Source organism: Paenibacillus sp. GCM10023250 (genome assembly GCF_042653205.1).
In the GTDB taxonomy this organism is placed as follows: Bacteria; Bacillota; Bacilli; order Paenibacillales; family Paenibacillaceae; genus Paenibacillus_Z.
Window position 1 is genome coordinate 71,739 of sequence record NZ_JBHSHY010000010.1, and the last position, 22,346, is coordinate 94,084.

General features: G+C 65.0%; 16 protein-coding genes. 14 read left to right on the plus strand and 2 right to left on the minus strand.

The window, feature by feature from the left end; genetic code table 11:
• The first annotated feature begins 20 nt into the window (after positions 1 to 20).
• A complete protein-coding gene (locus ACFPB1_RS10780) occupies positions 21 to 491 on the plus strand; it encodes a hypothetical protein (protein ID WP_379224937.1) in 471 nt (156 codons plus the stop codon).
• Here ACFPB1_RS10780 and ACFPB1_RS10785 read toward each other — a convergent pair.
• Positions 481 to 828, minus strand: a complete 348-nt coding sequence (locus ACFPB1_RS10785) for a YrdB family protein (protein ID WP_379224939.1) — start codon at positions 826 to 828, stop codon at positions 481 to 483. The two genes, ACFPB1_RS10780 and ACFPB1_RS10785, sit on opposite strands and share 11 nt — an antisense overlap.
• A gap of 284 nt (positions 829 to 1,112) precedes the next feature.
• On the opposite strand from ACFPB1_RS10785, the gene ACFPB1_RS10790 reads away from it, so the two are divergent.
• From ACFPB1_RS10790 to ACFPB1_RS10810, 5 genes are all read left to right on the plus strand, one after another.
• Positions 1,113 to 2,381 (plus strand): ABC transporter substrate-binding protein, encoded by a 1,269-nt coding sequence (locus ACFPB1_RS10790; protein WP_379224941.1) that lies wholly within the window; start codon positions 1,113 to 1,115, stop codon positions 2,379 to 2,381.
• A 61-nt stretch (positions 2,382 to 2,442) separates the two neighbouring features.
• The gene (locus ACFPB1_RS10795) at positions 2,443 to 4,266 is read left to right on the plus strand and encodes an ABC transporter permease (protein ID WP_379224943.1); all 1,824 of its coding nucleotides are present in this window, start codon (positions 2,443 to 2,445) and stop codon (positions 4,264 to 4,266) included.
• Entirely contained in the window at positions 4,267 to 5,430 is a 1,164-nt protein-coding gene (locus ACFPB1_RS10800) for an ABC transporter ATP-binding protein (RefSeq protein ID WP_379224945.1), read from the plus strand.
• On the plus strand, positions 5,402 to 6,160 hold the full coding sequence (locus ACFPB1_RS10805; protein ID WP_379224947.1) for a PHP domain-containing protein: 759 nt from the start codon (positions 5,402 to 5,404) through the stop codon (positions 6,158 to 6,160). Before ACFPB1_RS10800 ends, ACFPB1_RS10805 begins: the two co-directional genes overlap by 29 nt.
• Complete coding sequence (locus ACFPB1_RS10810; protein ID WP_379224949.1) at positions 6,157 to 7,041, plus strand: MurR/RpiR family transcriptional regulator; 885 nt, start codon at positions 6,157 to 6,159, stop codon at positions 7,039 to 7,041. The genes ACFPB1_RS10805 and ACFPB1_RS10810 overlap by 4 nt, the downstream gene beginning before the upstream one ends.
• 349 nt (positions 7,042 to 7,390) lie before the next feature.
• Here the strand turns inward: ACFPB1_RS10810 and ACFPB1_RS10815 are convergent, their stop codons facing one another.
• Positions 7,391 to 8,287, minus strand: a complete 897-nt coding sequence (locus ACFPB1_RS10815; protein WP_379224951.1) for a helix-turn-helix transcriptional regulator — start codon at positions 8,285 to 8,287, stop codon at positions 7,391 to 7,393.
• Positions 8,288 to 8,638: 351 nt separating this feature from the next.
• Here ACFPB1_RS10815 and ACFPB1_RS10820 point away from each other — a divergent pair, with 351 nt between their 5' ends.
• The 8 genes from ACFPB1_RS10820 (at position 8,639) to ACFPB1_RS10855 (ending at position 22,113) form a co-directional block, all read left to right on the plus strand.
• Positions 8,639 to 9,736: a mandelate racemase/muconate lactonizing enzyme family protein gene (locus ACFPB1_RS10820; RefSeq protein WP_379224953.1), complete on the plus strand. Its 1,098-nt coding sequence runs from the start codon at positions 8,639 to 8,641 to the stop codon at positions 9,734 to 9,736.
• Positions 9,737 to 9,782: 46 nt separating this feature from the next.
• Complete coding sequence (locus tag ACFPB1_RS10825) at positions 9,783 to 12,272, plus strand: glycosyl hydrolase family 95 catalytic domain-containing protein (RefSeq protein ID WP_379224954.1); 2,490 nt, start codon at positions 9,783 to 9,785, stop codon at positions 12,270 to 12,272.
• Between the two features lie 131 nt (positions 12,273 to 12,403).
• Entirely contained in the window at positions 12,404 to 14,704 is a 2,301-nt protein-coding gene (locus ACFPB1_RS10830; protein WP_379224956.1) for a helix-turn-helix domain-containing protein, read from the plus strand.
• 50 nt (positions 14,705 to 14,754) lie between these two features.
• Entirely contained in the window at positions 14,755 to 16,398 is a 1,644-nt protein-coding gene (locus ACFPB1_RS10835; protein ID WP_379224958.1) for an extracellular solute-binding protein, read from the plus strand.
• A 403-nt stretch (positions 16,399 to 16,801) separates the two neighbouring features.
• Positions 16,802 to 17,701, plus strand: coding sequence for an ABC transporter permease (locus ACFPB1_RS10840; RefSeq protein ID WP_379225072.1), 900 nt, complete (start codon positions 16,802 to 16,804; stop codon positions 17,699 to 17,701).
• Between the two features lie 16 nt (positions 17,702 to 17,717).
• Positions 17,718 to 18,620: a carbohydrate ABC transporter permease gene (locus tag ACFPB1_RS10845; protein WP_379224960.1), complete on the plus strand. Its 903-nt coding sequence runs from the start codon at positions 17,718 to 17,720 to the stop codon at positions 18,618 to 18,620.
• A 160-nt stretch (positions 18,621 to 18,780) separates the two neighbouring features.
• Positions 18,781 to 20,442 carry an ABC transporter substrate-binding protein gene (locus ACFPB1_RS10850; protein ID WP_379225074.1) on the plus strand — a complete coding sequence of 554 codons (1,662 nt, stop codon included), beginning with the start codon at positions 18,781 to 18,783 and terminating at the stop codon, positions 20,440 to 20,442.
• Between the two features lie 327 nt (positions 20,443 to 20,769).
• A complete protein-coding gene (locus ACFPB1_RS10855) occupies positions 20,770 to 22,113 on the plus strand; it encodes an SGNH/GDSL hydrolase family protein (protein WP_379224962.1) in 1,344 nt (447 codons plus the stop codon).
• The last annotated feature ends 233 nt before the right edge of the window (positions 22,114 to 22,346 follow it).

Consider the following 22,346-nt stretch of genomic DNA (forward strand, 5'->3'; position numbering starts at 1 on the left):
TAAATGTTGGAGGTATGGAGATGAGCAATTCGATGCTGGAGGATTTTCGGCTGTTACTGGAGGAAACATTTGACGGACCTAAAGCGCACGCAAGCTGGTACACCGAAGCGAAGCCCGGCAGCGGTCTATTCGGCTCGCTGGAGCCGTTGTCCGCGGAAGAGGCTTCGATACCCGTCAATGGGACAACCATCGCGGCGCAGGCGGATCATACCCGCTATTACTTATGGGTTGCGCTGGCTTACCTCAATGGGGAAGAACCCGAGAAGGACTGGATGGCGTCGTGGAAAATCGCGGACGTCGATAGCATCCGATGGACCCAAATCAAAGAGGAGCTTCGCCAAGAATACATAGCACTGCTGAGCAAGCTCGAATCGCTGGACACCGGCGACGCCCTAGATGAGGATACGGTGAGCGGGCTGTTGGGAGTGATCGCTCACTCCGCCTACCATCTCGGTTCGATTCGGCAGATGGTCAAGGCGGTCAAACGCTAGGCGGACGCCGTTTATGGAGCTTGTGCGCGAGCACGACCTCGAGGACCGCGACGAGCAGGAATAGCGTGGCGAGCTTCCGCTGCCCCGACCCGTGCAGTATGGCGGCTGCCGCGGCGAAGACGAGCAGCTGCAGCGCGAAGCGGACGAGCGGCCGGGCGGGGACGCACGCTTTGGGCGCGGCGAAGTGGCCCCAGAAGACGGCGACGAGCACCGGGGAGCCGATGCCCGCGAGCGCCCGGACCCACGTCTCGGCGCCCTTCAGATGGAAGCCCCAGTAGCAGAACGCCGCGAGGGCGCACAGCTCCAGCGCGAGAAAAATCAGATCGACGAGCAGCATGCCTTATCCTCCTTGGAAGGTGAGGTTCTTGCGGGCCGGCGGCCGGGTGCGAGGCGCGGCCGCTACAAGTGTATGACGGGACATCCTTCGGGATGTCCCTTTTTCGCGCGAACGGAAGCGGACTTCAAAATAAATAAAAATTATTATTTTTGATAAATAAATAGTTTTTTACCAAAAATCAACGTGACGGTAATATGTCGCTGACAATTCGGGCCTATAGTTTAGGAAGAGAAGCAAACCAACCGAGATGCGGCCGCGCAAGGCCCATCGCTTAGGAGGATATCATGGAACGGTTCAATCGGTTACATCCCCGCAAGCCCGCGCAAGCTGCGCTCGTCTTCGCATCCGCCGTCTTGCTGCTGACGGCCTGCGGCCAGAACGGCGGCGGCAATGCCGCGAATAATGCCGCGAACGCCGCCGATACGGCCGCGAACGCGAACGGACAAGCATCCGGCTCGGCCGGCGGCAACGCCGCGGCCGCAAACGGCAGCGCGGCTGCCGGCAATGCCGGAGCGGCGGAGGACTCGCCGGACGCGCTGTACGCGAAAGCGAAGGAAGAGGGCAAGGTCATCGTCTATTCCACGTCCGGGCGCGCCAACGACGCCGCGGAGACGTTCATGAAGCAGTACCCGGGCATCAAGGTCGAGGTGAGCAAGGTCAAGTCGGACGAGATGATGGACAAGGTCATGAAGGAGCAGGATGCCGGCCAGTTCAATCCCGACGTCATCATCACGAAGGAAGTGAGCGGGGCGGTCGAGGAGGAGATGGTGAAGCCGGGACGCTACATCAAGTATTTGCCGGCGGACATCGCGCCGAAGGTCGACGAGCCGTACCGCACGCAGGCGGAAGGCTATGCCGACTACGTAGAGTTCCGGACGATCTTCTATAATGCCTCGCATTATGCGCAAGCGCCGGTGACGAACTGGTGGGACCTGACGACGCCGGAATTCAAAGGCAAGGTCTACACGGCCGATCCGCTCAGCTCGCCGGCGTTCATGGACCTGTTCACGACGATGGTCAACAACAGCGACGACATGGCGGCCGCGTACAAGGAGAAGTTCGGCAAGGACATCGAGCTGCACGGCACGGAAAACGCCGGCTACGAATACATTCAGGAGCTGTTCGATAACGGCCTGATCGTCCTGAAGGGCAGCGACGACGTCCTCGACGCCATCGGCAAGGCGGACAGCGACGCGGTCGGCCTCGCGGTGTCGGGGGACGTCTCGAAAAACGAGGAGAACGGCTGGACGATTCAGCCGATCTACGCTATCAAGCCGAAGACGGCCGTTCCGGATGCCGGCTACTTCTTCCTGGCGAACAAGGCGCCGCACGAAGCGGCCGGGAAGCTGTTCCTTCGCTGGATGATGGGCGAGACGGACGGCAAGGGCGCGGGGCTCGACCCGTTCAACAAGGTCGGCTCGTGGGTGCCGCGCTCCGACGTGCAGACGAAGAACGACATCCCGTACGAGCAGCTGAACCTGTGGATGTTCGACGGCGAAGCGCTGTACACATCCGCGCCGAAGGTGCGCGATTTCTGGATTAAGCAGAAGTAAAACCGGACGACGCAACAAGCAGCAGGCTAAGCATAAGTAACCGGCAGAGGTGGAGAGAGCATTGGCGAACAAACCGGCGCCGGCCGGATACCGGAGGCGCCCGCTCAACCGGGCGCTCGATTGGCTGCGGCATCCCGTTCACGCGATCGGGATGGCCGCCCTTCTCTTTTTGGCCTATACGGTCGTCTGGCCCGTCCTTCGCATCGCCTATACGACGTTCGTCTGGCGGCAGCAGGACGTCCGGCTGACGGCGGAGGCGAACCCGGGGCATTTCACGCTGTACCATTGGACCCGCGTGCTGGCCAGCGACATGAGCGTATCGCTCTTCTACAAACCGATCTTGAACTCGCTCGCCGTCGGCGCGGCCGTCTCCGCGCTCTCGCTGGCGCTCGGCTGCGGGCTCGCCTGGCTCGTGACGCGGACGGACATGCCGCTCAAGCGGACGATCTCGTTCCTCGCGGTCATCCCGTACCTGCTGCCGGCGTGGATTCTGTCGCAGGCGTGGCTGACGTTCTTCAAGAACGGGAAGATCGGCGGGACGCCCGGCATCCTGGCGTCGCTGCTGCACGTCTCGCCGCCGGACTGGCTGTCGTACGGCTTCGTGCCGATCGTCATCTCGCTGTCGCTCCACGACAGCGTCTTCTTCTTCCTGATCGTCGGCGCGGCGCTGAACGGGATGAACGGCCAGCTCGAGGATGCGGCGAGCGTGGCCGGGGCGAAGCGGCTGACCGTGCTGCGGCGGATCGTTCTGCCGCTCGTGCTGCCGTCGATCCTGTCGGGGTTCATCCTGATCTTCACGAAGGCGATCGGCGCGTACGGGGTGCCGGCGCTGCTCGGCACGCCCGTCGACTTCTACATGATCTCGACCATGCTCTATTCCAGCATGCGCTCGCGGCTGACGACCGAGGCGAACGTGCTCAGCCTGACGCTGATGCTCATCTCGATCCTGGCGATCTACCTCAATCAGCGGGCCGTCGGGCGGCGGCGCAGCTACGTCACGGTGACGGGGAAAGGCGCCGCGCGCACGCTGACGCTGCTCGGCGCCTGGCGGAAGCCGGCCGCGGCGGCAGGCCTGGTCATGGCGGCGGCCGCCGTCGTGCCGCTGCTCGTCCTGTTCGCGCAATCCTTCATGCTGAAGGAGGGCCACTACGGCCTGGGCAACTTCACGACGCACTACTGGTGGGGCGGCTCCGACCCGAACATCAACACCGGGGAGAAGGGCGTGATGCGGAACCCGATCTTCATGCTGGCGCTCCGCAATTCGCTCGCGATCGCGGGCGCCGCATCGGTCATCGCGGCGGTCTTGGGGCTCGTCCTCGGCTACGTCGCGGCGCGCGGCCGGCACACCTGGCTGGGGCGGGCCGTCGATCAGGCGTCGTTCCTGCCGTATCTCATCCCGGGCATCTCGCTCGCGGCGATCTACATCTCGATGTTCGCCAAGCCGACGCTGTTCATTCCCGCGCTGTACGGAACGATCTCGCTGCTCGTGCTCATCACCGTCGTGAAGGAGCTGCCGTTCACCGTCAAGGCGGGCGGCGCCGCGATGATGCAGATCGGGACGGAGCTCGAGGAGGCCGCGCAGATCGGCGGGGCGTCGTGGTTCATGCGCTTCCGGCGCATTCTGCTGCCGCTGACCCGCAAGAGCCTCGTGTCGACGTTCCTGCTCGTGTTCATCGGCGCGATGAAGGAGATGGAGCTGATCATCATGCTCGTGACGCCGCGGACCGAGACGCTGACGACGCTCACCTTCTACTATGCCGAGAAGGGCTACGAGCAGCTGACCAACGTCATCCTGATGATCATCATCGCGATCGTCATCGCGGTCTACGCCGTCGCGGTGAAGTTCGGCAAGGCGGATTTGACGCAAGGAATAGGAGGTTCGTGAATGGCGGCCATCGAATTGAAAGATATCCGCGTGCGCCTGCAGCGCAAGCAAGTGCTGAACGGCATCGACCTGACGATCGAGCCGGGCGATTTCATCACCTTCCTCGGCCCGTCCGGCTGCGGCAAAACGACGCTGCTGCGCACGATCGCCGGCTTGCAGCGGGCGGATGCCGGCACGATCGCGATCGGCGGCCGGGAGGTCGCGAACGGCGCGACGGCCTTCCATCTGGAGCCGTCGAAGCGGGGGCTCGGCCTGGTGTTCCAGAGCTATGCGCTGTGGCCGCATATGACCGTGTTCGAGAACGTCGCATTCGGCCTGCAGGTGCGCCGGCTCGGCAAGGCGGAGATCAAGCGGAGCGTGTCGGCCGCGCTGGAGGCCATGCGCATCGGGGAGCTCGCGGGCCGCTACCCGGGCGAGCTGTCCGGCGGCCAGCAGCAGCGCGTGGCGATCGCCCGCGCCATCGTGACGCGGCCGGACATCCTGCTGCTCGACGAGCCGCTCTCGAACCTCGACGCGAAGCTGCGCGTGGAGATGCGCGCCGAACTGAAGCGGCTGCATCAGGAACTGAACACCACGATCATCTACGTCACGCATGACCAGCAGGAGGCGCTGTCGCTGTCGACGCGGGTCGCCGTGTTCTTCGGCGGGCGCATCGTGCAGACGGATAAGCCGCGGGAGCTGTACCGGCACCCGCGCACGCTGGAGGTGGCGGACTTCCTCGGCAGCGCCGGTCTGCGCCTGAACCGGCTGGACGGCGTCATCGCGTGCCAAGGCGGCCAAGCTTGGCTGGAGACGCCGGTCGGGCCGATCCCGCTCGCGGCGAGCGGCCTCGAGGCGCACCGGGAGGCGATCGTCACGATCAAGCCGGAGGACGTCCGGCTGCACGGCGTACCCGGCGAGGGCCGCGTGGCCGCGCGGGTGGAGGCGGCGTTCCCGTCCGGCGCGGAGACGCTCGTGCAGCTGCGCGCGGGCGAAGCGTCCCTGACGGCGCGCGTCATGGGCGACGCGGAGTATGAGCCAGGCGACCTGCTTTACGCGGACCTGCGCAGGTCCAGCCTGAATTTCTATGACAAACGGACCGGCATGCGCCTCGCGCATGTCGCGCCGATTCCGAATCCGATGGAGGGATCGCATCATGAAGATCGATTTTCACATTCACGTTAAGCTGTCCAAAAAAACGAATTTCGAGCGCGAGCACTTCGACGACATGGTCCGAGAGGCACGGGCGCAGGGGCTCGACGCGATCACGCTGACGGAGCATTTCAACACGCACCGGTTCGCGGACGTGTACGGCGCGCTGGACGGCCTGTATCCGTGCAACAATCACTATTACAATGTGGAGGGCTTCCGCATCTTCACGGGCATGGAGGTCGACGTCGCCGAGGGCGGCCATATCCTGGTCAGCGGCCCGAAGGACAAGCTGCTGGAAATCCGGGAAGCGCTGGAGCCGCATACGGCGAAGGGGAGCTTCATCGGCCTCGGGCGGCTGTTCGAGTTGTGCGAGCCGCGGGGCATGATGGTGATCGGCGGCCATCCGTTCCGCGCTTCCAACCCGCTGCATCATATCGGCCGCGACCTGCTGCGGCGGTTCGACGCGTTCGACCTGAACGGCAAGGATCTCCACGAGATCGGCATCCAGGAGAACATCGCAAAAGTGCTGACGCTCGGCGAGGAGCTGGGCGTGCCGGTCGTCGCGGGCAGCGACGCGCACCAGCCGTTCCAGGTCGGCTGCGTGCACAACGAGTTCGCCGGGACGTTCGAGACCGTGGCGGAACTGAAGGCCGCCGTCCGGGCGGGCGCGTATAAGCGCGTCATCTCGCCTTCGCTGGATCTGCAGGTGCGGGCGGCGAACCTGGTGAAGAAGCTGCTCAAGAGCAAGAAGGAAGTCGTGTGACCGGCCGGCGCGAGGCGGACGGGGACCGGGAGGGGAATACAAGCGTGGAAGCGTGGTTCGCGGACAAGAAATTGACGCGGGGCCATCAGCGGCTCGCCGACTATATCAGCAAGCATATGGACGACATCCCGTTCATGGTCGAGGAGGATCTGGCGCAGGCGTGCCAGGTCAGCATCTCGACCGTGTCGCGGTTCTGGGCGGAGATCGGCTGCAGGAACATGAAGGAGTTCAAGCAGCGCGTGAAGGACGAAGTGCTGCTGTCGCCGTCCCGCAAGCTGCAGTCGGCCTTCGACAAGGCCGGCGGCGGCCATGGCGCCGGGGCGAACGTGCTGGCGACGGCGGATTATTTACGGCAGACGGCGGACCGGCTGGACCAGGCGGCGTTCGACGAGGCGGTCGCCCTGCTCGGCGGCGCGGGCTGCGTCCATCTCTACGGGCCGGGCTCGGCGGAGAGCCTGGCGGCGCTCCTGGACTTCCGGCTGACCCGGTTCGGCCTGCAGGTCCGGCGGCTCGACCGCGGCGGCCACGAGCTGTTCGACCGGCTGCTGCACGTGAAGCCGGCGGACGTCCTCGTCGTCTTCGGCTTCGTCTCCGAATCGCCGGAGATGGCGGTGCTGTTCGACTTCGCGAAGGAGCGGGGCTGCAAGACGCTGCTCGTGACCGATCTCGTCGTGAGCGCCATGCCGGAGAAGGCGGACGTCATGCTGTACACGGCGCGCGGCGAGCTGTGGGAGTTCCACTCCATGGTCGCGCCGGTCGCGATGATCGAGGCGCTCGTCGTCGCCGTCGGCAAGCGGCGGGAGGACGAGGCGCTGCGCGCCGGCGAGGAGCTGCACCGGCTGCGCCAGCAGTACCGGAAGTGGCTGCCGAAGAAGGCGTAGCCGCCGGAAGCGGCTTTATCGGAGGAAAGGTTGTTCAAGGCCGCTGCGGCCTTGGACAGCCTTTTTTTGCGTCGGGAGCGGGCGCTTGAGGCGCGGCGATTCACGCGATGGCCATCTCGCGGTCGTACGGCCGCCGCGTATGGGCCGCGCCGGGCGCAGCGCTGCCGAGCGTGACGCCGCAGCCGAACAGGACGAGAATCCACGTGATGCTATGCTCGGGCGAAGCCGGTGACCAGCACGAGCCGCGCGCCGCGCCACCCCGCGCAGGGAACCGCGCGAGGTGCCGAAGGACGCCGTCCCCGGCCGTCGCGGCTCTCCGCCCGTCTCCGGACCGTCCTCGCGCCGTTCGTCACGGCTCCCCGCCGGGCGCTTCCGGACCGTCCTCGCGCTCGCGGCGCGGGTTGAGCCGGTACTGCTTCGGGCTGACGCCGTAGTACGCGCTGAAGTGGCGGGTGAACGGATGAATCGACGGATAGCCGAGCCGTTCGGCGATTGCCGTGATGCTGAGGTCGCTCTCCTGCAGCAGATGCAGGGCGCGCCGCATCCACAGCCGGTGCTGGTATGCTTTCGGCGTCATGCCGGTCTCGCGCAGGAACAGCTCGTGGAAGTACGTCCGCTTGAGGCCGCAGAGCGACCACCACTGCTCCACCGTCTCGCGGCGCTCGGGATTCGTCTCCAGCCGCTCCAGCAGGCGGACGATCCGGTAATCCCGCGGCCGGCGCGCATGGACGGCGTTGTGCCAGCTGAGCATCCACGCGTACAGCAGGCTGTTGACCGTCTCGGCGCGGTAGAAGCTCAGCTCGTTGTACAGCTTCACGATATGCAGGAACGCGTCGTACAGCTGCGGATGCGGCTGCAGCGAGTACACGCCGGGGAGCGCGTCCAGCTCCGCGCACGGCTCCGCGGCCGACTGCTCCGGCAGCCGGAACGGCTGCGGCGCGTAGATGAACGTCCGGTGCGCGGATACCGGCGCCCGGTCGTCCCACAGGTCGCAGTACAGGTTGTGCGAGGCGAGCGGGTGCGCCGGCGAGATATGGAACGCGTGCGGCTGGCCGGGGCGCAGGAAGACGAGCGTGCGGTTGCCGATCGGATAGCGCGCGCCGTCGATCTCCATCTCCCCCGGTCCGTCCGTGAAGAGGTGGAACGCATAGACGCTGCAGACGCGCAGCCCTTCGTTGGAGCTGCCGTCGTAGAGGTAGGGCATGGAATCGCCGACGTAGGGCGTCAGCTCCGCCAACGTTTTCATAAGCGGGATCCTCCTGCGCATGAGGTAAGGGAATATGGCTCGGATTAGCGGATGAATCGTCAACTAATTGGATCGGCATGCAAATACGGCCGCTATCGTCCATGATACGATAAACGGACAGGGATACCAAGCGCGCTGCAGGCAACCTCGGTGCCATTCGGGGAGGCGGTCGCGCGGACGGGCGGATCGAATGCGCAACCGCTGCAGGCGGCGCGCCGCCTGTCGAAGACGGAGCTCCTTTAGCCGATTGATGATTCACGGGCTTAACCGTTAACGGCCTGCTCATCCCCGCGGGGCATGACGGCCGAATCATTTTCCCCCACTATACGCATGCGAAAAGGAGAATCCTTCATGCTCATTACGAGAGTCGAAACGTTCGTCCTGCACGTGCCGATCACGCCGCCGATTACCGACGCCATCAACGCTGCAACTCACTGGGGGCTGTCCGGCGCGCGGATCTACACCGACGAAGGGATTACGGGCTGCGGCTATACGGGCACGTGCGCGCAGGGCGACGCGATGATCGTCGACACGATCGACCGTTACTACGCGCCGGAGCTGATCGGCAAGGATCCGTTCATGGTCAAGGAGCTGTGGGACGCGATGCGCTTCGGCAGCATGCACTGGATCGGCCGCGCCGGCGTGACGCACATGGCGCTTGCGGCCGTGGACATCGCGCTCTGGGACATTATGGCGAAGGCCGCGAACAAGCCGCTGTGGCAGTACCTCGGCGGCCATAAGCGCAAGGGCATCAAGGCGTACAACACGAACGGCGGCTGGCTGAACTGGTCGAAGGACCGCCTGCTGAAGGACGTCGTCGAGATCGTCGAGCAGGGCTTTGCCGGGGTCAAGATCAAGGTCGGCAAGCCGGATCCGCGCGAGGACTACGACCGCGTCAAGGCGGTGCGCCGGGCGATCGGCGAGGAGCCGATCTTCATGATCGACGTCAACCAGCAGTGGAACGTGAACACGGCGATGACGTGGGGCAAGCGGCTGGAGGAGTTCGACTTGTTCTGGCTCGAGGAGCCGCTGAACCCGGACGACATCATGGGGCATAAAAAGCTGGCCGACGCGCTGAACGTGCCGATCGCGCTCGGCGAGCACGTGTACACGAAGTACGCGTTCCGCGATTACATCCATCACGGCGCGCTGGAATATTGCCAGGTCGACGTGACTCGCGTCGGCGGCGTGACCGAGTGGCTGCAGGTCGCGGGGCTCGCCGCGTCGTACGACGTGCCGATCTGCCCGCATGTCGGCGACATGGGCCAGATTCACCAGCATCTCGTGGCGGCGACGCCGGGCGCGTTCATGCTGGAGTACATCCCGTGGATCCGGCATATTTTCGAGGAGCCGGCGACGGTCCGGAACGGCCTGTACGTGCTGCCGGAGCGGCCGGGTGCGTCCACGGACATCATTCCGCGCTGCTTCGACGAATACCGGGTGAAATAAGATGAGCGATCACAGGAGCGATATGAGAAGCGAGAGCATGAGCGGGATGAAGCTTCGCTATGACGGCCCTGCGGATGGCTGGCGGCAGGGGCTGCCGCTCGGCAACGGCCGGCTCGGCGCGGTGGCGTACGGGGGATATGACAGCGAGACGTGGTGCGTGACGGAGATTACGTACTGGTCGGGACGGACCGAGCCGTCGCCGGCTCCTTCGCGCGGCCAAGCGGACCTCGCCGCGATGCGGGAGCGGTTCTTCGCGGGCGATTACGCCGGCGGCGAGGAGATGGCGAGCCGGCTGCTGCAGGCACAGAAGGGCAATTTCGGCACGAACCTGCCGCTGTGCGACGTGCGGCTGAGCTTCGGCGCCGGCGAGGCCGGCACGGGCGCGGCGGCCGGTGCGGGCGCAACGGCCGGCCTGGACGCCAGGGGCGCGGCAAGCGCGGACGCGGCTGGCGGTGCGCAGGGCGCGGCCGGCGCGGGCGCGGCGCACGGCCGGGGCGCCAGGGCCGCGGGCGCAACAGATGGCGGTGCGCCTGAAGCCGCCGCCACCGGCGCGCAAGGCGCCGGCTTCGTCCGCGAGCTGTGCCTCGAGGAGGCGCTCTACCGCGCCGGCGGCGAGGCCGGCGGCATCCGCCGCGAGCTGCTCGCCTCGCACCCGGACGGCGTGCTCGCCGCGCGGCTCTGGAGCGGCGCCGCGGGCGGCGTGTCGTTCGCGCTCCGGCTGGAGGGCCGGACGGAGCGCTTCGCCGTCGCCGCGGCCGCCGCCGGCGCGCTCGCGTTCGAGAGCCAAGCGACGGAGACGATGCACAGCGACGGCACCTGCGGCGTGCGGGCGCGCGGCGCCGTCCGGGTCGTCGCGACGGGCGGCGCGGTCGCCGCGGACGGGGACGCGATCGTCGTGCGCGGCGCCGACGAGGCGTATGTCTACTTCGCCGTCGAGACGGACTACCGTCAGGACGGCGGCGCATGGGCGCTAGCCGCCGCGGAACGCGCGGACCGGGCCGCGGCGAAGGGCTACGCGGCGGTCCGCGCGGCGCATATCGCCGACTACCGCTCGCTCTACGCGCGCGTCGCCGCCGACTTCGGCGACTCCGGGGCGTCGGCGCTGCCGCTCTGCACGCGCCTGCGGCGCCTGCGCGAAGGCGGCGACGATCCGCAGCTGTTCGCGCTCTTCTTCCAATACGGCCGCTACCTGACGATCGCCGGCTCGCGGGCCGATTCGACGCTGCCGATGCATCTGCAGGGCATCTGGAACGACGGCGAAGCGAACCGGATGGCATGGAGCTGCGACTACCATCTGGACGTCAACACGGAGATGAACTACTACCCGACCGAGGCGGTCAACCTCGCCGAGAGCCACCTGCCGCTGCTGCGCTACGTCGAGCGGCTGGCCGAGGCGGGCCGGGAGACGGCGCGCGCGTATTACGGCTGCGAGGGCTGGACCGCGCACGTCTTCTCGAACGCCTGGGGCTTCACCGCGCCCGGCTGGCACTATTCGTGGGGGCTGAACGTCACGGGCGGCCTGTGGCTCGCGCACCAGCTGCGCGAGCATTACGCCTACGGACTCGACGAACGGTTCCTGCGCGCGACGGCGTACCCGGTGCTGCGGGAAGCCGCGCGCTTCTTCCTCGATTACATGACGGTGCACCCGGAGCACGGCTGGCTCGTAACGGGACCGTCCAACTCCCCGGAAAACAGCTTCTACGCCCCCGGGGACGAATCGCGCGCCTATGCGCTCTCGATGGGCCCGACGATGGACCAGTCGCTGGTCCGCGAGCTGTTCGCCTTCTGCCTCGAAGCGGGCGAGCGGCTCGGCATCGATGAGGCGCTGCGGGAACGGCTGCGCGGGGCGATCGCCCTGCTGCCGCCGCTCGCGGCCGGCGCGAACGGACGGCTGCGGGAATGGCTGGCCGATTACGGCGAAGCGCAGCCGGATCACCGCCACTTGTCGCATCTGTACGGCCTGTACCCGGGCGCTCAGATCACGCCGCGCGGCACGCCCGGGCTGAGCGAGGCGGCGCGCCGGACGCTCGACGCCCGGATGCGCGGCGCAGGGCTGGAGGACGTGGAATTCACCCTCGCCCTCTTCGCGGCCAATTTCGCGCGGCTGCACGACGGCGAACGCGCGTATGACCAGCTGAGCTATCTGGTCGGCGAGCTGTGCTTCGACAACCTGCTGACATACTCCAAAGCGGGCATAGCGGGCGCGGAGACGAACATCTTCGTCGCGGACGGGAACTTCGGCGGCACGTCGGCCATCGCGGAGATGCTGCTGCAAAGCCACGCCGGCGAGCTTCACCTGCTGCCGGCGCTGCCGGCGCGGTGGCGCACGGGACGGGTGACGGGGCTGCGGGCGCGCGGCAACGCGGAGGTCGACCTGGCGTGGCAGTCCGGCGAGCTCGCCGAGGCGACGGTCCGGGCCGGCTCCCCGCTGCGGACGACGGTCCGTCTCGGCGGCGCGGCGGTTCCCCTCGCTCTCGAGGCGGGCGGGAGTCTGCGGCTCTGCCGGGCGTCGTTCGCAGCCGGCGGGCCGGCGTAAGTACGGCGATTCAAGATGGACAACCGCGGAGCTTCAGCGACACGCGGTTGTCCTTCGTTATATACCCAGGATTGCATACGGCAGGAGAGGCGATATAATGAATGGAGATACGGAGAGTAGGGGGACGACGCTTGAACAGGCACTCCAGGATTTTCCGCAGCTTCTTGATATCGTATATCGTCATCCTGATCATTCCGAGCCTCGCGGGGTATATGTCGTACCGCACTTCGATCGCCGTGACGCAGTCCGTCTCCATCGAGAACAGCGTGACCCAGCTTCAGAACAGCAAGCAGCTCCTAGAGCGGCGGATGGCTGAGGTCGAGGGCTTCACGCGGCAGCTCGCGCTCAACCAGGACCTGTACGCGCTGATGAACCAGAAGAAGGACATCGATAACGGCAACGTATACGGAATATGGAAAATCATGAAAGAGGTCATGGTCTTCAGCCAGACCAACGATTTTTTGAAGAACTATTACATCTATCTCCGCAACGAAAACGTCGTTCTGACGCCGGGCTCCGCTTATTTCCGGCCGGAGCATTACTACGAATACGGGCATTACGGCGACATGGACCTGCCGCAATGGCAGCAGCAGGTGCTCGACCGGACGCACAGCCGCGAGGTCCTGCCGCTGAAGCCCTTTACCGTGAACGGCACGCAAACTTCCGTCATCTCTTATATGCAATCGCTTCCACTGGACAGCTTCGGATCCCGGGCGCCCGCGACGGTCGTCGTGCTCATCGATCAGAAGACGATCGCGAACCTGCTCTCCGGGGTGAAGGACCGCTACGGCGGCGGCTGGACGTACGTCAGCAACGCGGAGGGCGAACCGATCAGCATGGCCGGCATCGGCGAAGACGAGATGAAGGCCATGAATGCAGACGCCGGGTTCGACAAGACGAAGCAGAACCAGTTTTACCGCGGCGACCTCGTGATCACGATCCGCTCGGCCGCGACCGGCTGGGTGTACCGCGCCGGCATTCCGCGCAAGGCGCTGATGGAGAACGCCAACACGATCAAGTACATCACGTGGTCAGTGACGGGCGCGGCGCTCCTGATCGGGCTTGCCGTCGGCTGGATGCTGTCGCACCGGAACAGCGCGCCGATCAACCGGCTGCTCGGCGTCGTGCGGGAGCAGTTCGGCAAGGACGAGCCGATCGGGCGCAATGCCTACGACTTCCTGCAGGGCAACATCGCGACGATCATCACGAGCAACCGCACGCTGGAGGAGGAGCTGAGCCGGCAGCAGCCGCTCATCCGCGACGCGTTCCTGAAGCGGCTGCTCGCGGGCGAGTTCCAGACGCGCGAGGAGATCGAGGCGGCCGCCGCGCAGGCGGGCACGGGTCTCGCGCTCGGCCGGGGCAGCGTCGGCATCCTGCACATCCACGGCTATGCGGGCCTCGATTCGGTCGATATTCTGAACGAGCTGAGCGCCGCGCGGCTGCTCTTGAAGCAGGGCTTGCGCGACATCGACGGCCGGATTCTGATGACGGACCTCGGCTCGGACCGGGTGGTCGCGATCTTCCCGGCCGAAGACGGCGAGGCGGACGCGGAGACGTTCCGGGCGGCCGTCCAGGCGCTTCTTGACCCGTTCGCGGCGTACCTGTTCAGCGAGTACAAGATCACGGTGACGGGCTCGTTCGGCGAGCTCTTCGGCTCCGGCATGGAGGTAAGCCGCTCCTACGAGCAGGCGAAGGAGACGATGGGTTACGCCGACTACACGCAGCGCAAGGGCATGCTCTGGTACGCAGACATTCGCCAGGAGAGCGCCACGTATTATTATCCGCTCGATATGGAGCTGCGCCTCATCAGCACGCTCCGCGCGGGCGACGAAGAGGAAGCGAAGCGCATCGTCCGGTCGGTCATGCAGCAAAATACCGAAGACCGCGAGCTGTCTCCGGAGATGGCGAACCAGCTGATCGGCGAGCTGAAGGGCACGCTGCTGAAGCTCCTCGACCAGAAGACGTTCGCGGAATCCGACCGGTTCGAGGATGCGAAGGACCGAATCCTGGCAGTCCAGCTGACGGGCTCGATCGAGGCGATCCGCGGCGAGCTGAACGGCATCATCGAGACGCTGTGCGGCATGATCACGAGCAAGAAGAACGATCTGCACATCCGCACGGTCGAGCAGATCAGGCAATTCGTCGCCGAGCACTATTCCGATGCCGAGCTGACGCTCTACCGGATCGCGGAGCAGGCGGAGCGGCCGGAGAAATACATCTCGCAGCTGTTCAAGGAAGTGACGGGCACGAACCTGTCCGACCACCTGGAGAAGGTGCGGATGGACCGGGCCGCGGAGCTACTGCGGGGCAAGGCGCTCACCGTCGACGAGATCGCCGCGCAGGTCGGCTACAACAGCTCGCATTCGTTCCGCCGCGCGTTCAAGCGGGTCATGGGCGTGGCGCCGAGCGCCTACCGGCAGTCGTTCGATTGACGGAAGCGACCCCATCCCATTCGCCGGAAAGGCAAGAAAGGAGCAGGCTTATGAAGCTTCGCCTCGGTATCCTCCTTCTCGCGGTCGGCTTGCTGCTCGGCGCGTGTTCTTCGCCGCTGGAGCAGCCTCCGGAGGAGCAGACGCCGGAGACGGGCGCAATCCCGATCCGCGTCTTCGCGCAGCAGGATGCGGGACAGAACCTGCAGACGAACGCGTTCTCGCGCTATCTGGAACGGACGTACGGCGTCAAGTTCACCTGGGACGCCATTCCGTACGAAGGCGCCAAGGAGAAGCGCCAAATCTCGCTCGCGAGCGGCAATTATCCCGATACGTATATGTTGACCGCGTACATTGACCAATTCTCCAAAGCGGAGGAGCTCCGCTACGGCAAGCAGGGCATTTTTCTGCCGCTGAACGACCTGATCGACCAGTACGCCCCGCACATCAAGGCCGCGTTCGCGCAGAACGACGCGCTGCGGGAGCTGAATACGGCGCCCGACGGCAACATCTATGGGCTCGTCAGCTACAGCGAATGCTTCCACTGCTCGTACCCGAACAAGCTGTGGCTGAACCGGAAGTGGCTGGACAAGCTCGGCTTGCCCATGCCGAAGACGACGGCCGACTTCAAACGGGTGCTCGAAGCGTTCAAGAACGGCGACCCGAACGGCAACGGCGCCGCGGATGAAATTCCGCTCAGCGGCTCGACCGAGGACTTCGGCGTGCACATCGTGCCGTTCCTCATGAACGGCTTCATCTACGATGACGACCGCGATTACCTGATGCTGAAGAACGGCAGGGTGGACACGGCCGCGAACAAGCCGGAGTGGCGGGAGGGGCTCGCGTACATCAAATCGCTTTATGAAGAAGGCTTGATCGATCCCGGCGCGTTCACGCAGAGCGCGGATGCCTACAGGAAGCTCGGCGACAACGAGGGCATCGAGATTCTCGGCGCCGGGGCAGCCATGCACCCGGAGATCTTCGTCGGCGGCGAGACGGGCAGCAACCGCTCCCGCGACTACGCGCCGGTGCCGCCGCTGACCGGACCGCACGCATCCTACGCCGTGCACGACGAAGGGGGCATCAATCCGGGCGCCAAGTTCGTCATTACGAACAAGGCCGCGCCGGAAGCGCAGATCGCGCTGATCAAGATGATCGATTACATCTACACCCCGGACGGCCAGATCCACGCCGAATCCGGCGAGAAAGGCATCGGCTGGCGCAAGCCGCTCCCCGGCGAGCAGGCGCTCGGCAAGGGCGTGAAGCCGCTGTTCGCCGGCTTGGTCAAGCCGGAGGGCAGCCCGCCGGCCAACACCGGCTGGGTCGGCACCGGCCACTTCTACATGCCGAAGTCGTACCGCGACAGCTGGGTGCAGGGCACGGACATATACGCGCCGGACGGCTACGAGCGCCGCTTGCAGGCGGCGACCGAATTGTACGCCGGCAAGGAGCCGAAGGAGCTGTTCCCGGCATGGAACGTCTGGGTCGACGACGCGTCCGCGCAGCAGGCCAACATGCTCGAGACGAACCTGAAGAACTACATCGACCAGAACACGCTGCAGTTCATCACCGGCGCGCAGGACTTGGACGCCGGATGGGAGGCCTACGTCCGGGGCTTGGACGACATGGGCTTGTCCGCGTACCTGGCGATCATGCAAAAAGGCTACGACGATTATCTCCATACCCGTGCTAGATGACGCACATCCCGGTCCGCTTCGGCGGCCGGGATTTTTTTGTGCCGGGCCGCCGCCGGTTGCCGGAATGGTTCGTGAAAGGGTTTTCGCCGCTAACGGGCCGGCGGAGGCCTTTTTCGTGAAAATCGCTGAAAATGGCCGCGAAACGGCCGATTGTCCCCCGGAAAACGGGGCAACTGTACGTTCGAAACCGCAAGTGTACCTATCCCGAAACTGGCGGCGGGCGCTATGATCGGTCTTGCGGAAAGCGCTGTCAATCCGTTCGGACGACGAGGCTTTCCGGTCTTGAACGTTAACATGCACCATTGGGATTCGCCTGGGAGGGATGGGTTTGAACGTGGAAATCGCAGTAGATAAGCCGGTGCGGACGCCGGCCGCAACGAGGAACAAACGGAGCCTGGCGCGCATGGCCGGCCGCAGCTTCGCCAAACATTGGCAGCTGTATCTGATCGTGACGCCGCCGCTGTTGTACTTTCTGATCTTCAAGTATTACCCGATGCTGAACGCGGTGCTCGCGTTCAAGGACTACAACGTTACGAAGGGCATCTGGGGCAGCCCGTGGGTCGGCATGAAGAACTTCAATCTGTTCTTCGACAACCCGATATTCTGGACGCTCATCAAGAACACCGTTCTGCTAAGCGGGTACCTGCTGCTTGCGGGGTTTCCGATTCCGATACTGCTCGCGCTGATGCTGAACGAGGTGCGCAGCCATAGATTCAAGCGGTTCGTGCAGCTGGTCACGTTCGCGCCGTACTTCATCTCCACGGTCGTCATGGTCTCGATCATCATGCTGTTCCTGGCGCCGCGGCTCGGCTTTGTCAATGTGCTGATGAACCATCTGGGCCTCGAGTCGGTCAACTTCCTCGGCGAGCCCGGCTTCTTCCGCTCCATCTACGTCTGGTCGGACATCTGGCAGACGGCCGGCTACTCCGCGGTCATCTACCTGGCGGCGCTGGCCGGCATCGACCCGACGCTGTACGAGGCGGCGAAGGTGGACGGCGCGTCCCGGTTCCAGAAGATCCGGCACGTCGACCTGCCGGGCATCCTGCCGACGATCGTCATCGTGCTGATTCTGAACGTGGGCAACGTCATGGCGATCGGCTTCGAGAAGGTCTACCTGCTGCAAAATCCGCTCAACCAGGTCAATTCCGAAATCATCTCGACGTACGTGTACAGCATCGGCCTGCTTAACGCCAACTACAGCTTCGCGACCGCGGTCGGCCTGTTCAACTCGGTCATCAACTTCGTGCTGCTCATCCTCGTCAACGGGTTGGCCAAGCGGCTGACGAACAACAGTCTGTGGTAGAAGGAGCTTAAAACGCATGACAACGACAACCGTGAACCGAAAAATCCGCGAATCCGCGGGCGACCGGGCGCTCATGCTCGCGATCTACGCGATTCTGACGCTCGTGCTGATCGCCGTCATCTACCCGCTCATCTATATCGTCAGCAGCTCGATCAGCAGCCCGGCGGCCGTCACGTCCGGCAAGGTGTGGCTGTGGCCGGTGGACATCTCGTTCAAGGGCTTCAAGACCTTGTTCGACACGCCGGCGATCATGACGGGCTACGGCAACTCGCTGTTTTACACGGCGGCGGGCACGTTCATCAGCGTGGCGCTGACTGTCATGCTGGCGTACCCGCTGTCCCGCAAGACATTCTTCGGCCGCAGCCCGATCATGGTGATCATTACGTTCACGATGATCTTCAGCGGCGGCCTCATCCCGACGTACCTCGTCGTGAAGAGCCTGCACCTGATCGACACCCGCTGGGCCTTGCTCATTCCGAACGCCATCTGGGTCTGGCAGGTCATCATCGCGCGCTCCTTCTTCCAGTCGTCCATCCCGGAGGAACTGATCGAGGCGAGCGAGATCGACGGCTGCAGCGACCTGCGCTTCATGCGGAGCGTCGTCCTCCCGCTGGCGAAACCGATCATCGCGGTGCTCGTGCTCATGTACGCGGTCGGCCAATGGAACGCCTACTTCGACGCCTTGATCTACCTGAAATCGGCGAACTTGTTCCCGCTGCAGCTCGTGCTGCGCAGCATCATCATCCAGAACAACAGCTCGGGCATTATGGACGCAATGAAGCAGGTGGAGCGCCAGCAGCTCGCCGAGCTGCTCAAGTACGCACTGATCGTCGTCGCGACGGTGCCGGTGCTGATGATCTATCCGTTCGTGCAGCGCTTCTTCGTCCAGGGCATGCTGGTCGGATCGGTGAAGGGCTGACCGCCTTTCCCCGGTTCCCGGCCGGCTCCCATTGAAAGGGGAGATGCATATGTAGCGTGGGGGGTTGTCCGGCAAGGTACCAAACATTAACCAAAAGGGAGCGATCAGTTTGAAAAAGAGAAAAATCGGAACGGCCGTCGCCGTCCTCGCCGTATCCAGCATGATCCTGGCCGCATGCGGCGGCAATAACGGAGGCAATACGAACGCGGCGAATACCGCGGCGAACGCGGGCAACGGAGGCAATGCGGCGCAGGAGGCCGGCAACGGCGGCAGCGGCGAGGCGAAGGGCGACCCGGTCCCGGTTAAAATCTTCTCCATCCAGGAAACGGGCATCGACCTGCCGACCAATAAATTCACGGCGTTCGTCCAAGACAAGTTCAACATGAAGATCAACTGGGAGCTGAACCCGTCCGACGGCGCGAAAGAGAAGCGCCAGATCTCGCTCGCGAGCGGCGACTATCCGGACGCGTACATGCTGCCGGCGTACATCGACCAATTCTCGCAGGCCGACGTGCTGAAGTACGGCAAGCAGGGCGTGCTGCTGCCGCTGAACGACCTGATCGACCAGTACGCGCCGAACATCAAGGCCGCGCTTGAAAAGGACGCGGAAATGAAAGCGTTTAATACCGCGCCGGACGGCAACATTTACGGCCTCGTGGCCTACGCACAATGCTTCCACTGCTCGTACCCGAACAAAATGTGGCTGAACACGACGTGGCTCGATAAGCTCGGTCTGGAAATGCCGAAGACGACGGACGACTTCAAGAAGGTGCTCGAAGCGTTCAAGACGAAGGACCCGAACGGCAACGGCAAAGCCGACGAAGTGCCGCTGAGCGGCTCCACCGAGGATTTCGGCGTGCGCATCGTGCCGTTCCTGATGAACGGCTTCGTGTACGACGACGACCGCAACTACCTGAACCTGACGGGCGGCAAAGTGGAATCCGCCGCGGTCAAGCCGGAGTGGCGGGAAGGCCTGAAGTACATCAAATCGCTGTACGACGCGAAGCTGATCGATCCGGGCGCGTTCACGCAAAACGCCGAAGCGTTCAAGAAGATCGGCGAGAACGCGGACGCCCAAATTCTCGGCGCCGGCGCCGGCATGCACCCGGCCATCTTCGTCAACATCGACAAAGGCAACAAATATTCCAAGGACTACAATCCGGTTCCGCCGCTGCAAGGCCCGCATGCGCAGTACGCGACGCATGACGCCGGCGGCGTGGCGCCGGGCGCAAAATTCGTCATCACGAACAAAGCCAGTAAAGAAGCGCAAATCGCCCTCATCAAGCTCGTTGACTACATGTTCACGCCGGAAGGCCAAACGAACGGCGCGTCGGGCATGGAAGGCATCGACTGGGAGAAGCCGGGTCCGGACGACGTCGCGCTCGGCGAAGGCGTGAAGGCGGCGTTCAAGCCGATTCCGGGCAAAGAAGGCGAAGCGCCGCATAACGCGGGCTGGAGCGGCGTCGCCCACTTCTACATGCCGAAGGAATACCGCGACAGCTTCGTGCAGTCGACCGACATCTACGACTCGACGGGCTATGAGCGCCGTCTGTACAACGCGACGCTGCTGTACCAGGGCCACGAGCCGGAGGAGCTGTTCCCGGCCTGGTCCGTCTGGATCGATCCGTCCGAAATGGACGAAGCGAGCATGCTGCAGACGAACATCAAGAACTACATCGAGCAAAACGAGCTGCAATTCATTACGGGCAACAAGGATCTGGACAAAGACTGGGACGCGTACGTCAAGGGCTTGAAGGATCTGAAGCTCGACCGTTACCTCGAAATTCTGCAAAAAGCGTATGAGGCCTCCAACCAGAAATAAGCGGTAACGCGAAAGGCAGGGGCAAGGGGCAAAGGCAGAGGTAATGGCGAAGGGCAAAGGCAGAGGCAAAGGCAAAGGGCAAGGGCGTTCTGGCGAGCCAGAGCGCCTTTCGCCTTGCCCGCGGGGCTGCGGGAGCTGAGGGCGGGGACCGCGGGAGCTGCGGGAACTGTAGGAGCCGAAGAAGGTGTGGCGGGCAATTCGTTCCCGCCCGGCGAGGGTAATGAAGGGGGCGGCGCGTGCCCGAGGAAGGCCGCGCCGTTCGGAAGACAGCGAGCCTGAATTGGATCGGCTGCGACAGGGCTCGCTCACACGAAAGGACGTGAGCGTATGACGAAGTTGGATGCGGAACATAGCAAGCTGCGGGAAGGCCTGCCGCGCTTCGCGGCCAAGCTGCTGCGGGGCAGGCCCGCGGCGGTCGCGTATTTGGGCGGGTCCATCACGGAGGGCGCGGGTGCCTCCGTCACGGACGAGACGAGCTGGCGGGCGCTGAACGGACGGTTTTTGCGCGAGCGCTTCGGAGATACGGCGTGGACGTTCATTAACGCGGGAGTCGGCGGGACGACGTCGACGTTCGGCGCGCACCGGCTGCGGGCCCATGTGCTGGATCGCGGTCCGGTTGACCTGCTGTTCGTGGAGTTCAGCGTCAACGACGGGGACGACCGCGACGAGTCGATCCGCGGCATGGAGGGCATCGTGCGGCAGTGCCGCCGGCTGTCGCCGGAGACGGAGCTGGTCTTCGTCTATACGGCCGCGGACAAGAACCTGACCGACGGGGTGCCGTTCAACATCGCGATCCATGAAGAAGTCGCCGCGCATTACGGCATTCCGTCCGTCAGCTTCGCGGGCGGCGTCCGGGATCGGATCCGCGCAGGCGAGACGGCGTGGGAGGAACTGGCGCCGGATCGCGTTCATCCGAACGACGAGGGGCACGCGCTGTACGCGTCGTACGCGAACGCGTTTCTGGAGCGGGCGGTGACGGCGGCGGCGGAAGCGGCTGAAGCCGGCGAGCGCGGCCATGATTTGGCGCCGGCCGAGATCCCGAGCGCCGCCGTCGGGCCGGCGGACGGGCAGCCGGCTTCGGGGGCCGCGATCCGGGAGGCCGAGGCGCGCGCGGACCTGGCCCTGCCGCCGAAGACGGAGACGGCGGCCGGCGACGGCGACGGGGACAACGGCGACGGCGACGTGGTGTCGGCCGATGGCGGCGGGGAAGCGCTGCCGGCGGACGGGCTTCCGGTGCCGCTCGACGCGCGCAATTACGAGTTCGCGACCATGGCAGACCTCGGCCAGGGCGTCCTCGTGGACGGCTTCGCGCCGGCCGAGCTCGGCCCGGACGATCCGCTTATGAACTGGCGCTTCGCAACGGTGCATCTTGCCGCCGCGGGCAGCGGGGGCGAGCGGCTGTCGTTCGCGATCGCGGGGCGCCGCGCGGGCATCGTGCTGCTGCACGGGCCGGACAGCGGCATCCTCGAGTATTCGCTCGACGGCGGCGAGAGCTTCACGGAAGTGAACGTGTTCGACGAATGGTGCCCGCTGGCGTATCGTCCGATTCTGGTGCCGTTCCCGTTCCAGCCGGAGCGCAAGCTCCAGCAGGTGACGATCCGCTGCACCGGCACGAAGGACGCGCGCAGCAACGGGACGGGCATCCGGGTGATGAAGCTGCTGAGCTCATAGGCGGAGGCAGCACTTGGCGGGGGACGGCTGCGGATTCGGCGGCGGCAGCGCCTGGCGCCGGTCGGAGGCGGGAGCCGTGTCCGACGGGGAGCGGCCAAGGAGTTGGTAAAGGCGCCTGGTCGGGGAAAGACGGCCGCGGAGCTGGCGATGGCAGCCTGTGGGCAGGGTCGAGAGTTAACCTGCCGGCGATGTTGAGGTGACGCCTTGCTGCGGCAGTCTCCAAGCGAGGCACG

Coding starts and splice junctions, on each gene's coding strand:
- ACFPB1_RS10780 (WP_379224937.1), top strand. CDS start 21: ATGAGCAATTCGATGCTGGAGGATTTTCGGCTGTTACTGGAGGAAACA.
- ACFPB1_RS10785 (WP_379224939.1), bottom strand. CDS start 828: ATGCTGCTCGTCGATCTGATTTTTCTCGCGCTGGAGCTGTGCGCCCTC.
- ACFPB1_RS10790 (WP_379224941.1), top strand. CDS start 1,113: ATGGAACGGTTCAATCGGTTACATCCCCGCAAGCCCGCGCAAGCTGCG.
- ACFPB1_RS10800 (WP_379224945.1), top strand. CDS start 4,267: ATGGCGGCCATCGAATTGAAAGATATCCGCGTGCGCCTGCAGCGCAAG.
- ACFPB1_RS10805 (WP_379224947.1), top strand. CDS start 5,402: ATGAAGATCGATTTTCACATTCACGTTAAGCTGTCCAAAAAAACGAAT.
- ACFPB1_RS10815 (WP_379224951.1), bottom strand. CDS start 8,287: ATGAAAACGTTGGCGGAGCTGACGCCCTACGTCGGCGATTCCATGCCC.
- ACFPB1_RS10820 (WP_379224953.1), top strand. CDS start 8,639: ATGCTCATTACGAGAGTCGAAACGTTCGTCCTGCACGTGCCGATCACG.
- ACFPB1_RS10825 (WP_379224954.1), top strand. CDS start 9,783: ATGAAGCTTCGCTATGACGGCCCTGCGGATGGCTGGCGGCAGGGGCTG.
- ACFPB1_RS10835 (WP_379224958.1), top strand. CDS start 14,755: ATGAAGCTTCGCCTCGGTATCCTCCTTCTCGCGGTCGGCTTGCTGCTC.
- ACFPB1_RS10840 (WP_379225072.1), top strand. CDS start 16,802: ATGGCCGGCCGCAGCTTCGCCAAACATTGGCAGCTGTATCTGATCGTG.
- ACFPB1_RS10845 (WP_379224960.1), top strand. CDS start 17,718: ATGACAACGACAACCGTGAACCGAAAAATCCGCGAATCCGCGGGCGAC.
- ACFPB1_RS10850 (WP_379225074.1), top strand. CDS start 18,781: ATGATCCTGGCCGCATGCGGCGGCAATAACGGAGGCAATACGAACGCG.
- ACFPB1_RS10855 (WP_379224962.1), top strand. CDS start 20,770: ATGACGAAGTTGGATGCGGAACATAGCAAGCTGCGGGAAGGCCTGCCG.